This is a genomic window from Paraburkholderia sp. LEh10, from assembly GCF_017814945.1.
In the GTDB taxonomy this organism is placed as follows: Bacteria; Pseudomonadota; Gammaproteobacteria; order Burkholderiales; family Burkholderiaceae; genus Paraburkholderia.
The window spans coordinates 1-13,513 of the sequence record NZ_JAGIPX010000007.1 but is presented as its reverse complement, the minus strand read 5'-3'; the positions used below and the strand labels follow the sequence as shown (position 1 = coordinate 13,513).

At 65.0% G+C, this 13,513-nt stretch carries 14 protein-coding genes and 1 pseudogene; 5 read left to right on the top strand and 10 right to left on the bottom strand.

Annotated elements, in window-relative coordinates:
- Positions 1-119: 119 nt before the first annotated feature.
- The 6 genes from J8I87_RS07700 to J8I87_RS07675 form a co-directional block, all read right to left on the bottom strand.
- Positions 120-431 carry a DUF4148 domain-containing protein gene (locus J8I87_RS07700; protein ID WP_209930858.1) on the bottom strand — a complete coding sequence of 104 codons (312 nt, stop codon included), beginning with the start codon at positions 429-431 and terminating at the stop codon, positions 120-122.
- A gap of 156 nt (positions 432-587) precedes the next feature.
- Entirely contained in the window at positions 588-1,706 is a 1,119-nt protein-coding gene (locus tag J8I87_RS07695) for a carotenoid 1,2-hydratase (protein ID WP_209930857.1), read from the bottom strand.
- The gene (locus tag J8I87_RS07690; RefSeq protein WP_209930856.1) at positions 1,706-4,282 is read right to left on the bottom strand and encodes an FtsX-like permease family protein; all 2,577 of its coding nucleotides are present in this window, start codon (positions 4,280-4,282) and stop codon (positions 1,706-1,708) included. The genes J8I87_RS07695 and J8I87_RS07690 overlap by 1 nt, the downstream gene beginning before the upstream one ends.
- Positions 4,275-4,991 (bottom strand): ABC transporter ATP-binding protein, encoded by a 717-nt coding sequence (locus J8I87_RS07685; protein ID WP_209930855.1) that lies wholly within the window; start codon positions 4,989-4,991, stop codon positions 4,275-4,277. The genes J8I87_RS07690 and J8I87_RS07685 overlap by 8 nt, the downstream gene beginning before the upstream one ends.
- Before the next feature lie 118 nt (positions 4,992-5,109).
- Positions 5,110-5,565, bottom strand: coding sequence for a RidA family protein (locus J8I87_RS07680; protein WP_209930854.1), 456 nt, complete (start codon positions 5,563-5,565; stop codon positions 5,110-5,112).
- A 26-nt stretch (positions 5,566-5,591) separates the two neighbouring features.
- Complete coding sequence (locus J8I87_RS07675) at positions 5,592-7,055, bottom strand: mechanosensitive ion channel family protein (RefSeq protein ID WP_209930853.1); 1,464 nt, start codon at positions 7,053-7,055, stop codon at positions 5,592-5,594.
- 168 nt (positions 7,056-7,223) lie between these two features.
- Here J8I87_RS07675 and J8I87_RS07670 point away from each other — a divergent pair.
- Positions 7,224-7,515 (top strand): annotated as a pseudogene (locus tag J8I87_RS07670) (GNAT family N-acetyltransferase); the annotation flags it as partial.
- Positions 7,516-7,539: 24 nt separating this feature from the next.
- Here the strand turns inward: J8I87_RS07670 and J8I87_RS07665 are convergent.
- The 3 genes from J8I87_RS07665 to J8I87_RS07655 all read right to left on the bottom strand — a co-directional run bounded on the left by J8I87_RS07665 (position 7,540) and on the right by J8I87_RS07655 (position 9,322).
- Positions 7,540-7,917 carry a copper resistance protein CopC gene (locus tag J8I87_RS07665; protein WP_209930852.1) on the bottom strand — a complete coding sequence of 126 codons (378 nt, stop codon included), beginning with the start codon at positions 7,915-7,917 and terminating at the stop codon, positions 7,540-7,542.
- 13 nt (positions 7,918-7,930) lie between these two features.
- A complete protein-coding gene (locus J8I87_RS07660) occupies positions 7,931-8,821 on the bottom strand; it encodes a hypothetical protein (protein WP_209930851.1) in 891 nt (296 codons plus the stop codon).
- Between the two features lie 114 nt (positions 8,822-8,935).
- On the bottom strand, positions 8,936-9,322 hold the full coding sequence (locus J8I87_RS07655; RefSeq protein ID WP_209930850.1) for a DUF2946 domain-containing protein: 387 nt from the start codon (positions 9,320-9,322) through the stop codon (positions 8,936-8,938).
- A 202-nt stretch (positions 9,323-9,524) separates the two neighbouring features.
- Between J8I87_RS07655 and J8I87_RS07650 the strand changes: the two genes are divergently transcribed.
- Entirely contained in the window at positions 9,525-9,878 is a 354-nt protein-coding gene (locus tag J8I87_RS07650; protein ID WP_209930849.1) for a DUF1428 domain-containing protein, read from the top strand.
- A 12-nt stretch (positions 9,879-9,890) separates the two neighbouring features.
- Here the strand turns inward: J8I87_RS07650 and J8I87_RS07645 are convergent, their stop codons facing one another.
- Positions 9,891-11,237, bottom strand: coding sequence for a metallophosphoesterase (locus J8I87_RS07645; RefSeq protein WP_209930848.1), 1,347 nt, complete (start codon positions 11,235-11,237; stop codon positions 9,891-9,893).
- 319 nt (positions 11,238-11,556) lie between these two features.
- Here J8I87_RS07645 and J8I87_RS07640 point away from each other — a divergent pair, with 319 nt between their 5' ends.
- The 3 genes from J8I87_RS07640 to J8I87_RS07630 all read left to right on the top strand — a co-directional run.
- A complete protein-coding gene (locus J8I87_RS07640; protein WP_209930847.1) occupies positions 11,557-11,853 on the top strand; it encodes a hypothetical protein in 297 nt (98 codons plus the stop codon).
- A 210-nt stretch (positions 11,854-12,063) separates the two neighbouring features.
- Entirely contained in the window at positions 12,064-12,783 is a 720-nt protein-coding gene (locus J8I87_RS07635; protein ID WP_209930846.1) for a GntR family transcriptional regulator, read from the top strand.
- Between the two features lie 436 nt (positions 12,784-13,219).
- The coding region (locus tag J8I87_RS07630) for an MFS transporter (RefSeq protein ID WP_209930845.1) at positions 13,220-13,513 on the top strand (294 nt) is incomplete at its 3' end.

Sequence of the window (13,513 nt, the reverse complement as noted above, 5' to 3'; positions counted from 1 at the left end):
AAACACGACGCTATACGAAATGTCCGCGGGCAGGATCAAGCAATCTCGACCCACTGACGGAACGGCGGGCGACAGCCATCACGGGCCGCCCGTCCCAGTCGTTGATCTTATGCCGTCGCTTACGGACGGCCGTACATCGCGTTCCAGTCTGCAGCCGACACGCGCGGGCTACCCGCTTGCGACGCACCATTCGCGACACCGCCGTAGCCGCTCGCCGCGCCGTTTTGCGCGTTCACGCGTGCCTGTGCGGCGAGCAGTTCATCGGGGTAATGCGCTTCCGTGCTTGCGCCCGGACGATAGCCGGCCTTTTCCAGTTGAACCAGTTCAGCGCGGACCTGAGCGCGCGTCACAGGCTGGTTTGCCTGAGCGAACGACACAGCGGGCACAGCGAGAACAGCAGCGATGGCAACGGCCTTGATCAGCGATTTCATGATTAACCTCCAACTTTACTTTTGACTTTGCGAACAGCCCTGTTCGCATTCGGTAGGAGGTAGTGTAGGTAAGTAGTCTCTTAAGATTAAGACCATCGGCTGGAAGTCACTTTTCCAGAATCAGGGTTAACCCTGAAAGCCGGGTAGGGGCGGGGCTTAGCGCGTTTCTAGCGTCAATTTCTTGCCGTAGCCCGTCAGTTCGAGGTAGCCGCGTCCCGCTGGGCGCCCGTCGCGGCTGACGGTAACAGCGCCTTCCCAATACAGCGCGCCCGCCGATTCACGCGAATCGAGTTCCTGATCGTCGAGCAATGGTGTCAGTTGCCAGCGCATGTCGCCCGTCCTGACGACGGCCGCGATCGGGTATTCCGTGTTCGTGCGCGGCGAGCGCCATCGGCGGGTCGGCTCGAAATCGACGTCAGCGGCGCCGTATTGCGTGACGCGGCCATCGGCTTCGCGCAGCGCGGCATGCGCCCAGACAGCGCGCCCGTCGGTACCGCGCACCTTGAACGCCATCAGCGCGGCGCCGTCCGCCAGGTTCGCGCCGAGCCAGTCCCAGCCGACGGCATCGGCGGCGAGCAGCGTGCTCGACCATTCGTGATCGAGCCAGGCGCTGCCCGTGACGGGCGTGGGCGCGCTGCTCTTGCCTTCGGCTGACGGACGCGTGACGCTGCCTGTCACGCGCAACTGCGGCTCGCTGTAGTAGTAGCTCGCCTGTTCCGGCAGCGGTCCTTTGCGCGAATAGCCATCGGCGCCTTGTATGAGCGGCGCTTGCGTCGGCGTGAAGATCAGATGCAGCGCGAAGCCGGCGGCATCGGCGGTGACGTCGTAATGGCCGTCCGGTGCGCGGACCATGCGCCATGTATCGAGCCGCACGTCGGTGTTGTCCGGTTTCGCATAGGCGAGGCCGAAGCCTTGCCGCGCGATCTTCTGATCGTGGATGAGGTGGCCGAACGCCGGATCGCTGAGCGCGGCGTGCGCGATGATCAGTTGCGTCGGCGCGAACGCGCTGGGGTCGTTCGCGGGATGACCTGTCGCCGAGCGGAAGAACGTGATCTGGAAGCCGAGCGGCTGGTGGTCGGGTGTATCCAGCCAGCCTGTCGCGTACCACCATTCGGTGCGAAACGTGGGATGCGCACCGCTGTCGCGCGGCCACACGATCGGCTTGTCCGGCGACACGGCCGCGAACTGCGGCCCGGCGGCGAACGCGTGCGAAAAACACACGAGCGGCGCGAGCAGGAGCAGACGGGCAATCCGCGCGACCGTTATCAGCGGCATCACCAGTCCTCCCGGACGGCGCGCACGGCATCGACGGATACCGCCCGGCGGCCCGCCGCCACGGCCGTCGTGCACGACGATGCCAGCATCACGAGCGCCAGCACCGAGAGCAGTGTCCACGGCACGTGCAGCGACATGCTCCAGTGAAACGACTGCGGATTGACGACGAACACGAGTATCAGGCTGATCACAAAACCGAGCACGCAGCCCATCGCGATGCCGAGCGCCGTCAGCAGTCCGCCTTCCATCGCGAGCAGCGCGAGAATCTGCCCGCGCGTCACGCCGACATGGCGAAGCATGCCGAATTCACGCGAACGCGACAGTGTCTGCGCGGAGAACGTCGCCGCGACGCCGAACAGCCCGATCACGATGGCGACGGCCTCCAGCAGATAGGTCACGGCGAAACTGCGGTCGAAGATCGTCAGCGTGCGCGCGCGGATATCGCCGGGTTGCGAGAAGTCGAGCGCGCTCGCGAAGGGCAGCGTGCGCAACGCGTCGATTGCTTGCGTGGCGCTCATGCCGTGATCGAGCGTGAGCGCGGCATCGGTCGCACTGGTGTCGCCCGTGAGACGCCGATAGTCGGCAAGACGGATTTCCAGCGCGCCCGTCTGCCGCACATAGTCGCGCCAGATGCCTGCGACGACGAACGTTGCGCGACGCTCGCCGATGGGCAGCGTGAGCCGTTGGCCGACGCGATAGCCGTACAGATCGACCATCGCCTCGGAAGCCCAGACGGGCGTTTCGCCGTCGTGCAACGCGGCGGGCGGCAGTATCGAGCCGGTGATCTGCAGATTGGCGCCCGGGTCGGCGGCATCGATTTCGCGCGCGAGCAGCGCGACGGGGGGCCGCGACGGATTGAGCGTCAGCTGCGACGTGCGCGCGAACGCCGCACGCCGGATGCCGGGCGCCGCTGCGATCAGCGCCTGTTGCTGCAGGTTCAGCCCGCCCGTGTCGCCGTTGGGCGCGACGCGCACATAGACATCGGCCGACAGCAGATGCGCAAGCCAGTCCTCCACCGACACGCGAAAGCTCGCCACCATGATCGCCATCGCGACGATCAGCGTAAAGCTCGACAGCACGCCGCCCATCGCAATCGACGCCTGCCCCGGCGCGTTCGCGAGCCGCGCCAGCGCGAGCGCGCTCACGGGCGAGCCGCGCCGTTTGTCGCGCGCGCGGGACAGGAAGCGAAACAGCATCGACGTCACGCGCGGCATCAGCGCAATGCCGCCGATCAGCAGCAGCGCGACGGCGAGATAGCCGGCGACGGGCACATCGAAGACGGGCGGTGCTTGCGTCAACGCCGCGCCCGCCGCGACGCATGCGAGCGCGGGCCAGGGCGTCGACAGCTTGCCGAGCGCGGCTTCCTCGCCGCCCGCCTTCAGCGCGGGCGCGGGGTGGGCGCGCGCGGCTTCGAGCGCGGGCACGAGGCTGCCGAGCAGCGACACGCCGATGCCGAGCGCCAGAAACATCGCGCTGGCGACGGGCTCGAAACCGACGGTCGGTTGAACGCCCGGAAAATAGCCGCCGCCGAGATCGCTGCCGAAAAAGCGCAGCACGAGGGACGCAAGCGCGAAGCCGAGCGCGATGCCCGCGATCGCGCCGAGCGTGCCGAGCAATGCGCCTTCGAGCAGGATTTGCCGCAGCAGTTGCGCGCGCGTGAGGCCGAGCACGCGCAGCATCGCGAACTGCGCGCGCCGGCGCACGACGCCGAGCGCCTGCGTCGAGAACACGAGAAACGCGCCCGTGAATAGCGCGACGAGCGCGAGCACGTTCATGTTGATCCGGTACGCGCGCGAGAGCCGGTCGGTGCGTGCTTCGATGTCATGCGTCTCGCCGACGGCGAAGCGGCCGCCGAGCTGTGCCTGCAAAGCGCGCCTGAAGCGCTCGCGATCGACGCCGCGCGCAAGCAAGAGATCGACGCGGGACAGCTTGCCGACGCGCCCGAAGCGCCACTGCGCGGCGGCGATATCCATCACCGCGATGCGCTGCCCCGGCCGGGCGCGCACGATGCCGCCCGCGACGCGCAAGCGCACATCCGACGTCCCGCTACGCAGCGTCACCGTGTCGCCCACGCGCGCGCCGAGCCAGGCGCGGGCGGCGGGCGAGAGAAAGATCGCGTCGTCGGCGAGGGCATCGAAGGGGCGGTCGCTGTCCGTCACGCCCGTCAGGTCCGGCGCGATCCGGCTTGCGCGGAACACGTCGATGCCGAGCACTTTCAGCGGCGCGCTGCGGTTCGGCACGGTCACGTCGAGTTCGAGCACGGGGCTCGCGAGCGCGACACCGGATTGCGTCGCGAGCTGCGCATACGCGCGTTCGTCGAACGTCGGCTGCGCGCCGCGCACCTGCAAGTCCGCTTCGCCCGACAGACTGCGCGCCGCCGCCGAGAACTCATTGAACGCCGCGCTGTTGATCAGCTGCACCGCGTAGCCGAGCGCGACGCCCAGCGCGATGGTCGCGATCGCGATCAGCGCTCGGCCCTTGTGGCTGCGCCATTCGGCCGCGAGCAGCCAGCGCGTCAGCGCGCGCAGACCGCCGCGCGCGCCGCGCGGGTTTGCGTCGAGCGCGGCGTCATTCATGCGAAGAGCGCAGCGCGTGCGGCGGGCCAAAGCCGCTTGCGTGCAGCTTGCCGCCACTCAGCACGAGCACGCGGTCGGCGACGGCTGCGGCTGCCTCCGAGTGCGTGACCATGATCGTTGCCGCGCCGTTTGCCTTCGTTTCGTCGCGCAGCAGCATCAGAACTTCATGCGCGGTGTCGGGATCGAGGTTGCCTGTCGGCTCGTCGGCGAGAATCAGCGTCGGACGGTGCACCAGCGCGCGTGCGATGGCGACGCGCTGCAGTTCGCCGCCCGATAGCTGGCGCGGCAGGTCGTTGCCGCGCCCTTCGAGCCCGACGGCCGCGAGCAGCGTTTCGACGCGAGCTGTCGCGAGGTTGTTGAGCAGCAGCGGCAGCGCGACGTTTTGCGCGAGCGTCAGATGCGGCAGCACATGAAACGCCTGAAACACAAAACCGAGTTTCTGCCGACGCAGGCGCGTGGCGGCGTCGTCGTCGAGCGTCGAGATGGGCGTGCCGTCGATCAGCACGTCGCCGCTATCCGCGCGGTCGAGGCCAGCGATCAGATTCAGCAGCGTCGATTTGCCGACGCCCGAGTCGCCCATGACGGCAACGAATTCGCCGGCGCCGAGCGCGAAGTCGAGGCGGTCGAGCACGACGCGCTTCACGTCGTACGCCTTGCTCAACGCGCGGCATTCGAGCGCGGGCAGGACGCGGCTGTCGGTGGGCTGCATGGATCTCCGGTTGCACGGCAGGAAGGCGGGGCATTCGGAGCGAACGCCCGTCGATCGACGCAGTATAGGCGGGTTCCGCGCGGCCCGGTTCGAGCCGCGCACGGCTGCTTTGAGCGCTTCAGCGTTTCAGCTCGAAGATGCTGTCGATCTCCACGGGGATGCCTCTGGGCAGCGTATGCACGCCGAGCGCGCTGCGCGCCGGCAGCTTGTCCGCGCCGAACAGATCGCGCAGCAGGTCGCTCGCGCCGTTCGCGATTAGCGGATGCTGCGTGAACGAAGCGACGGCGCGCACATAGACGGTCAGACGTGTGCAGCGTTCGATGGTATCGAGTCCGCACTCTTTATCGACGCTCGCGAGAATCAGCAGCATCGTCAGCCGCGCGGCGCGTTGCGCGCGTTCGAGCGTGATGTCGTCGCCGACCAAGCCGACGATGGGCTGGCCGTTTTCGAACGCGGCGAGTCCCGACACATACACCTGATTGCCCGAAACGGAAACGGTGCGGTACGTGCCGAGCGGCGCGATGGGCATGGGCAACTCGATGCCGAGTTGCGCAAGACGTTCAGTGATCTTCATAAGGGAGGCTGTATCTGTCGTGAGGTTCAAAAGGTCAGATCGTGGAGCTTGCGCATGCCGTCCAGCAGCCATTGAAAGATCGATTGCTCCGATTGCGCGACGGGTGTCGGCGTGCCGAGCTTGCCGAGCGTGTCCTCGCGGCGCGACATCATCCGGCACATCAGCTTCGCCACCTCGGGCTTGTCCTTGAGCAGCGGCGTCAAATCGTCCTTCTGCAACTGGTAGACGGCGGCGTGCGTGAGCGCCGAAATCGTCACGCGCGCGGGCATCCCCGCCAGCAGGCCGATCTCGCCCAACGAATCGCCGGGGCCGAGACGCGTCACTTCGACGGGGCCCGACGCGTCTTGCGCCACGACCGACAGTACGCCCGAATCGACGATGGTCAGATGGTCGGGGACCGTGTCCGGCGTGATCACAGTTTCACCGCGTTCGAACTCGCGGCGCGAGAGCAGCGGGGCCAGTTGCTGCAGTTCGTCGGACGACAGCGCGGCGAACAGCTCGACGCGCCGCAGCAGGCCGACTTTCGGATCGGCCTGTGGCGCCGGCGCGCCAGGCGCGTAGCCGACGCCGAGCGGCTTGAGCTCGACGCCCGCTGCCGCGAGGTGCCGGTAACACAGATCGTAGAGTTCGTTGGTGACCGCGAGCTTCTTGCTCATGTCGTCGACGTATGCGGTGGCTTCGTACTGGATCGACGTGACGGTGGTTCTCTTCACGAGCGCAAACGGCGCCGGGTCGGCGATCACGGCGCGCACGCCGGCGAGCGCCCGTTCAAGCGCGCCGAGCACGACACCCGGACGCGCTTCGGGGGTGATTTCGAGCGTGACCGTGACGCCGTGCAGCAACGGCGGACGGCTGCTGTTCGTGATCTTCGCCTTGGCCGCGACCGCGTTCGGCACGATCACGATGTTGCCCTGCGAGGTGAGCAGATGCGTCGCGCGCCAGTTCATCTCCAGCACCTTGCCTTCGACGCCGTCGATGGAAACCCAGTTGCCGATGTGATACGGCTCCGTTGTGTTGATCACGATGCCGGCGAAGACGTCGCTGAGCGTGCTCTGGATCGCGAGGCCGAGGACGATGGCGAGCGCGCCCGATGTCGCGACGAGTCCGCGCACGGGCAACTCGAGCACGAACGCGAGCGCGGCGACGATCGCGGCCAGAAAGACGAGCGCGCCGAAGACATCCTGAAAGAGCCGTTGACGGCGCCAGGTCTTCGGCAACAGCAGCGTGTCGAGCGCGAGGCTGAGCAGGCGCGCGCCCATCAGCCACCAGATGATCTCGAGCACCTGGCCGAGCACATGCAGCACCGTCGAATCGGCGAACGGCGCCTGCGAAAACGGGCTCAGCCCCGCACTGAACAGCAGCGCGCTGAAGGCCGCATAGATGCACAGGCGCACCAGCAGCCGCGCGACTTCGTTTTTGGGTATCGCGCAACGCCAGATCAGCACATCGAACGCGACGAGCACGAAGCCGGTAATCAGCGGATTCTTCACGCAAACTCCGTAGCAGGTTGAGACGTAGAGGCAAACGCAAAGACCTGTTGTAGCGACAGTATCACGGCTCTCGGGCAACGCGGGGCGGCTCGCCGTTCGATGCCGGGGTCGCTACATGATCGAGCCGTCTTTTACGACATTTTTTCTTGCGACGCATCAGAGCGGTCCAGCTGGCAGCGGCGCGGCATCGACAAGTCGCTGCTGACGCTCGCCGAGCATTGGGCCGCGACGCGCGGCTTTGCCGAGCTCGCGCTCGATACGCCCGAGCCCGCTGCGCATCGGGTCGCGTTCTATCGTGTGCAAGGCTTTCGCATCGTCGATAACCCATCGTTTCGACGGCAAGCGCTACGACAGCGCGATTCTCAGCAAGCCGCCCGTTGCCGTCCGCATGATGGCGGCGTGGCCGCGCCGGCTGGAACTGCCGCGCGCGGCCGGGGCGCGTGCGGCGCGCGCCGCGTGAGCCATCGACGCGCGCCGCTGCGTGTCACTTCACGTTGAACGCATAGTCGCCGTGCGTGCGATGACCGTCCGGCGCCACGGCTACCCAATGAACGATGTACTTGCCCGCGGGCAAAGCGGGCAGCGCAACGGATTCGACGTTCGGCTGATGCGCATCGATGCCTGACTTTGCAGTATTCACCTGCGTGCCCGATGCGTTGGTGACCGTCAACGAACTGAAGGCCGGCTCCAGCGGACCGTCGAAAGTGATCGTCACTTTCGCGGGCGCTTCCACTGTCGTGCCCGCGCCGGGCTCCTGCTTCTGCGGAAACACATGGGCGAGGGCGGCGAGCGGCGCCGCCGTCAATGCCAATGACAGCGCCAATGTCAATGCGCCCGTCGTGATGCGTCGTATTGTGTTCATCGCGATGCTCTCGTTATGGGAAAAGCGGCTTGCCGATCGTCGTGGGCGCGATGTCGTCGAAGAAGATGTGCGCCTGCACGAGCACGCCGACGCGTGAGCCGCTCGCGCGATTGACGGGAATCTGCGCTTCGATGCCGAGTTGCCCATAGCGGTTGATCCAGATGAAGCCGGGATTCACCGTGCCCGTAGTTTGCCCCTGGCTGCGCGACAGCGGAATTTCCACGATCGGAATCAGGTTCGCGAACGGCTGCGGCAGCCCGGCATCGTGGACGTGCTGTTGCAGATAGGGCAGGCTGTATTGCACCGTGAAGCCGTAGTTGAACGCATTCGGCTGGCCCGAGCCCGTCGTGAAGGAGGGGCCGACTTCCGCCGTGATCGCGACAGGGCGCAGATACGCGAGCGAGTCGGGCAGATCGCCGAAGCCCTTTCCCGCGAAGATCGACGGCGAGATGGTCGAAAAGCTCTCGCCGATCGCGTGACTGCCCGTGCCGCCCAGGTCCGCGTTGACGCCCACCGACGTCATGAACTCGTGCGCCTCGTTCACGTACAACAGATATTTGAGCCCGACGCCGAAGTTGTCGAAGCCATGCGCGGTCGGGTTGTTCTGCCCGACGTACGCACCTTCGATCGATACCGCGAGCCGCGGCGTAATCAGCTTGTCGTATTCAAAGCTGAACGTGTTGACGCTCTGGTCGCCATCGTCGCCGGGCACGCGTTGATGGCCGTATTGCAGATTGAGTTCGTCACCGACGCCGGGGTCGTCGATGGCCATCGTCGCGGGAAAGACGCGGTCGCCCGCAATCGAATGCGCGTGAGAAAGCGCTGGAAAAAGGAAGGCTGCGAGGGCTGCGGCGGCGCAGCGGGCGAGCCGCCGCGTGCCGCGTCTTGCGGGTGTGGGTTGCATAAGTTCATCCTGAGCGTGCGGGCGCGCGAGCGCGCGTGGGCCGCTTGCGCATCGCGCAGCGGCAAGCGCGAAACAGGCGACGCCGCGCGCGGGGCCGCCGGAACGCAGTTCGACTCAGAGATGAACGGGCGGCGCGCGCGGCTGCGCGGCCTTGAACGGCGCGATGAGCGCGACGCTTTCGAAGCGCGTCTCGACACGGTGCGCGATCGCGGCGACGGTCACCGCGAAGGCGGGCGGCGCGACGGGCAGCACGGGCGTGTGGGCGAGCAGGCTGCAATAGCCGCATGCATGCCAGTGCGACGCAAGCGTATGGGCGTCGCTGGCGTCGTCTTCGCGAAGGTCGGCGGGACTGGCCGTGTGCGTCGAGCACAGCGCGGCGGCGGGATCGTAAGCGCCCCGGCTCGCTGCAATGGCTTGCGAGACCGTGGGCGCGAGCGTCGCCATCAGGATCGCGAGCAATCCGAGGATGCTGCCAATCTTCCGATGGAACCGGCTCGACATGGTTAAACGTGTGATGAAGGGTGCGCAGATTATGTCACGACGCATCGCGCGCCGCGGGTGCGTGCTCGAACATAAAAAACTTTGCCAACCCTGTCGATTCGCTGTCGCGTCGTTCGTCGTCTGTGTAGAACCGGGTAGAGGAGGGTTTTATGCCCGGGTCTGAATTGGGTTGCATGGAACTGACTGGGTATGGGAGATCGCAATGAATTATGTGGACGGATTCGTCGTTGCCGTAAAAGCGGATGATCGCGACATCTACCAACGACATGCGCAAATAGCGGCCGAGGTCTTCAAGGAATACGGCGCATCGAACGTAGTCGAGTGCTGGGGCGACGACGTGCCGGAAGGCAAGCTCACATCGTTTCCGATGGCCGTCAAGCGCGAGCCCGGCGAAGTGGTGGTGTTTTCGTGGGTGGTGTGGCCGTCGCGCGCGGCGCGCGACGACGGCATGAAGAAAGTCATGGCCGATTCGCGTCTTCAACCCGACACGCTGCCGATGCCGTTCGACGGCAAGCGGCTGATTTACGGCGGCTTTCAGGTGATCGTCGACGTGTGAGCGACCGAAGCGTCAGAGCGGCTCCGTGTACATGGGTTGAGTGCCGTCGGTGTTCTGGTAGTACTGCGCCGACGCGACGCCTTTTTGCGCGCCCTGTCCGAGACGCACGATCGTAAAGCCGTGCGTATAGACCTTGTTCGCCGCGCCCAGCAACACGTTTTGTAGCGCGGGCGGATTGACGATGCGCGGGTCCGGCGCATTCTCCGGCCCGTTGATGAGCACGGGCACTGCGCCGTGTCCGATGCAGCGGCCGCATTTCAGTTCGAGGTACGGCTGGTAGACGCTCAGGTTGTGCTCATGCCCCCAGAACCACGCGGCGATCGGTTGCTTCGCTGCCTGCGAGAAACGCTGAAAGCTCGCGAGCAGGCGCGGGTTGTACGCAGTGAGCTTGCCGTTGGCCTGTAGCGGGCCGATCTGCGACAGCGCGGAAAACAACTGGTGATGCGAGAGCAGAATCGTCTTGCCGCTGAACTCGGCGATGCGTTCGGTGATCCAGTCTTCTTCGTCCTTTTCGACGAAGGTCACGACGTCGTTGACGGTGAACGGATTGTAGTCATGCAGGCCCGTGTCCATCGCGATGAACTGCCAGTCGTCGTTGCGCAGACAGAAGAAGCTGGCGGGCTGGCGGCGTGCATGATCGTTGAGCGTGTCGATCAGTCCGTAATAGCCCGCGCCGCCCGAGTACATATCGTGATTGCCGGACAACGTGTAGACGGGTACGTCCTTCGTATTGCGCGAGAGCACCGTGTCGACGATGTTCCGGAAGTTCGCATCGCATTCCTGCGGCGTGCCCGAGTAGTAGATGTCGCCGAGATGAATCACGACGTCCGGGTTTTGCAGCGCGGCCTCTTTCAGCAGGCTCACGGCGACGTCGGTGCCCGTGCCCCAGTCGGCGATCAGCGCGACGGTCGCGCCGGCCTTGAGCGGAACCGTCACGGGGCCGATGTCGGCCGCGTGCCGATAAGGGATCTTCGCCCGCGAGCCGTCCGGGCCGAAGTACTGCATATAGCTTTCGATCACCTTGAACCAGGCGGGGTCGCACACGTTGTAGCGGATGTCGTTCTGGATGCTGTCGGCGGTGGCCGTGTCGCCGCGAGCGCGCGCTTCCATCAGTTCGAGGCCCATCTTCGCGCAGGTCCACGCGTCCTGGGCGATGGCTCCCGGCGGCGCGTCGGGCACTGACGCCGCGCCTTTCGCCTTCAGCGAGGCGATCTCCGCCGCCGCGCTGACGAGCGCATTGTCCATGCCCGGCCGCGACGCGAGGCCGGAAGAGGGCGTCGTGTTGCGCACGACCTGATCGACAGCGGACTGAAACAGCGAGACGAACTGGTCGCGGAAGCTTTCAGGCTCAATAGTCATGACGCCCTCCAAAGGACTGCGAAAGCGGCTCGCGCGTTCAGGCGTTTTCGATCACGAGCGCAAGCCGCGGTTGTTGTTTGCGGGATTGGAGCAGCCGGCAAGCCGCCAACGAACATCAGGGATCGCTTCGAATAACACCAAGACGATTGGCCAAACGCAATTTGCACAAAAGACAGCGCGCATTTCGTGACGATGCCCGGGCGGCTTCTAAATGGAAAATCTTCGGCTGCGTTTCGCAAGTTCTCGCCACGCGGATTCAAGCTTTCCGTGCAACTGCCGATAACGAGACTGGCCGTCCCTATGCAAAGCAATAACGAAGATGCGCTTGACCAAGATCGAATCAGTACTTTTAGCCGTTGCTGTATTTGCTGTCTTCAGTTTCAGCGGCTGGCTCCAGGGCGAAATGAAGCATGCCGCGCGGGAGCGCAACCGCCACGACATCGGCACGATCGTCGTGGCCGCGTGCGCGAACCTGAATGCCGCCGAGCTCGAATCCAACGATAACGGCCAGTTGCGATGCGGTACCGTGGTACATGAGGCGCCGCGGGCGGTGGCGGTGCCCGAAGCGCTGACGGCGGCTGTCACGAGCGCGGCATCGACGGTTCTCAATCCATAGGCGCCGCTTGAGCGGAAAGCGGCGGCTGGCGCAAGTCCAGATGCGGCGGTCGTCGCCAATATCTCACACGCTGATATACTGAATATGGTCCGCGTGACGATGAAGTCAGCACAACGCCAGCGCGGACAGGGGCGCGGCGCATAGGGTGCATTGGGCCGCTCGAACCAACCTACGGTGTTCACAGCACACCGACCGGATCAGAGGCGATGCATGTCGTCAGAACTTGACAGCCAGCCAGCGGCCACGCCGTTCACCCTGTCATTGCAACCTATCGGGACCAGCGCGAGCCTGCGGGACCGTGCGTACGCGATGCTGCGCCAGGCGATCGCCGACGCCGACATCTACGCGTCGCGCGAAGAGATTCGCCTCGACGACCGCGCGTTGAGCGAATCGCTGGGCGTGAGCCGCACGCCCGTGCGCGAGGCGATGACGCTGCTCGAACAGGAAGGCTTCGTGCGCACGATACCGCGGCGCGGCATCTACATCGTGCGCAAGAGCAAGCGCGAAATCGTCGAGATGGTGCAGATGTGGGCCGCGCTCGAAAGCATGGCCGCGCGTCTCGCCACGTTGCATGCGACCGACGAGGAGATCGCGAACCTGCGCCACATGTTCGATCAGTTCCGCGACTCGACGCCCGCCGAGCATATCGCCGAGTACTCGGATGCGAACATCGCATTCCACCAGGCAATCGTGGAGTTGTCGAAGTCGCAGATCATTCTCGACACGATCAAGAACATCTTCATCCACGTGCGCGCCATTCGCCGCATGACGATTTCGCAGAGCGACCGCGCGTCGCGCTCGATCGTCGATCATTTGCGGATCATCGAGGCGCTCGAAAAGCGTGATACGGAACTCGCCGAGCGCCTCGTGCGCCAGCACTCGCTCGATCTCGCCGCGTTCATCGAGGCCAATTGCGATTTTCTCGATTGAGCGCGCCGCGCGCGTTCAACTGATTCCCTACAGCGGACATCCTTAGCGCGGATGTCCGCATCTTCCCTCATTGCCAACCGGCAAGCCCGCCTGCGCGTCCCAAGCTGTCGCATCCATAAACGATGGCGAATACATTCGATAAATTACTTTAATTATTCGCGATCCGGCGCGCGCCCTTAGCATGGGTTCGCCCGGAAGGCAGTTTGATTAAGGGTTAACGCGTGTATTCGCACTTGGATGTGCATTGCATTCGGGAAAATCCGCAGGCCGTTGGAATAAAAATGTAAAGACCGCAACCTGTTTGAATGGTTAACTACACAGGTCTGTCGAAAGTCACCCAACGCCGGGTAGAAGAAAACCAGTAAGGCGGATGCCAGGCGGCGCGTTCCTGATGACGCTGTCGGCATCGAAAATATACGAAGCGGAGACGATGCTCATGAATGGAATCACCCGACAGGCGACGGGAAGCGGTTTTTTGGCGAACCGTTGGTGTCAGCTGGTCATCGGCATGCTGTGCATGGCGCTGGTCGCTAATCTTCAATACGCATGGACGCTCTTCGTCGCGCCGATGAACGCGCGGCACCACTGGGGCGAAGCATCGATTCAGCTTGCGTTCTCGATCTTCATTCTCACGGAGACATGGCTCGTGCCCATCGAAGGATGGCTCGTCGACCGCTTCGGTCCGCGTCCCGTCGTGGCGGGCGGCGCGATCTGCGCGGGCCTTGCGTGG

Excerpts from the sequence above, each read along its gene's own strand:
- J8I87_RS07700 (WP_209930858.1), bottom strand. The coding sequence starts at position 431 with ATGAAATCGCTGATCAAGGCCGTTGCCATCGCTGCTGTTCTCGCTGTG.
- J8I87_RS07695 (WP_209930857.1), bottom strand. The coding sequence starts at position 1,706 with ATGCCGCTGATAACGGTCGCGCGGATTGCCCGTCTGCTCCTGCTCGCG.
- J8I87_RS07690 (WP_209930856.1), bottom strand. The coding sequence starts at position 4,282 with ATGAATGACGCCGCGCTCGACGCAAACCCGCGCGGCGCGCGCGGCGGT.
- J8I87_RS07685 (WP_209930855.1), bottom strand. The coding sequence starts at position 4,991 with ATGCAGCCCACCGACAGCCGCGTCCTGCCCGCGCTCGAATGCCGCGCG.
- J8I87_RS07680 (WP_209930854.1), bottom strand. The coding sequence starts at position 5,565 with ATGAAGATCACTGAACGTCTTGCGCAACTCGGCATCGAGTTGCCCATG.
- J8I87_RS07665 (WP_209930852.1), bottom strand. The coding sequence starts at position 7,917 with ATGAACACAATACGACGCATCACGACGGGCGCATTGACATTGGCGCTG.
- J8I87_RS07660 (WP_209930851.1), bottom strand. The coding sequence starts at position 8,821 with ATGCAACCCACACCCGCAAGACGCGGCACGCGGCGGCTCGCCCGCTGC.
- J8I87_RS07655 (WP_209930850.1), bottom strand. The coding sequence starts at position 9,322 with ATGTCGAGCCGGTTCCATCGGAAGATTGGCAGCATCCTCGGATTGCTC.
- J8I87_RS07650 (WP_209930849.1), top strand. The coding sequence starts at position 9,525 with ATGAATTATGTGGACGGATTCGTCGTTGCCGTAAAAGCGGATGATCGC.
- J8I87_RS07645 (WP_209930848.1), bottom strand. The coding sequence starts at position 11,237 with ATGACTATTGAGCCTGAAAGCTTCCGCGACCAGTTCGTCTCGCTGTTT.
- J8I87_RS07640 (WP_209930847.1), top strand. The coding sequence starts at position 11,557 with ATGCGCTTGACCAAGATCGAATCAGTACTTTTAGCCGTTGCTGTATTT.
- J8I87_RS07635 (WP_209930846.1), top strand. The coding sequence starts at position 12,064 with ATGTCGTCAGAACTTGACAGCCAGCCAGCGGCCACGCCGTTCACCCTG.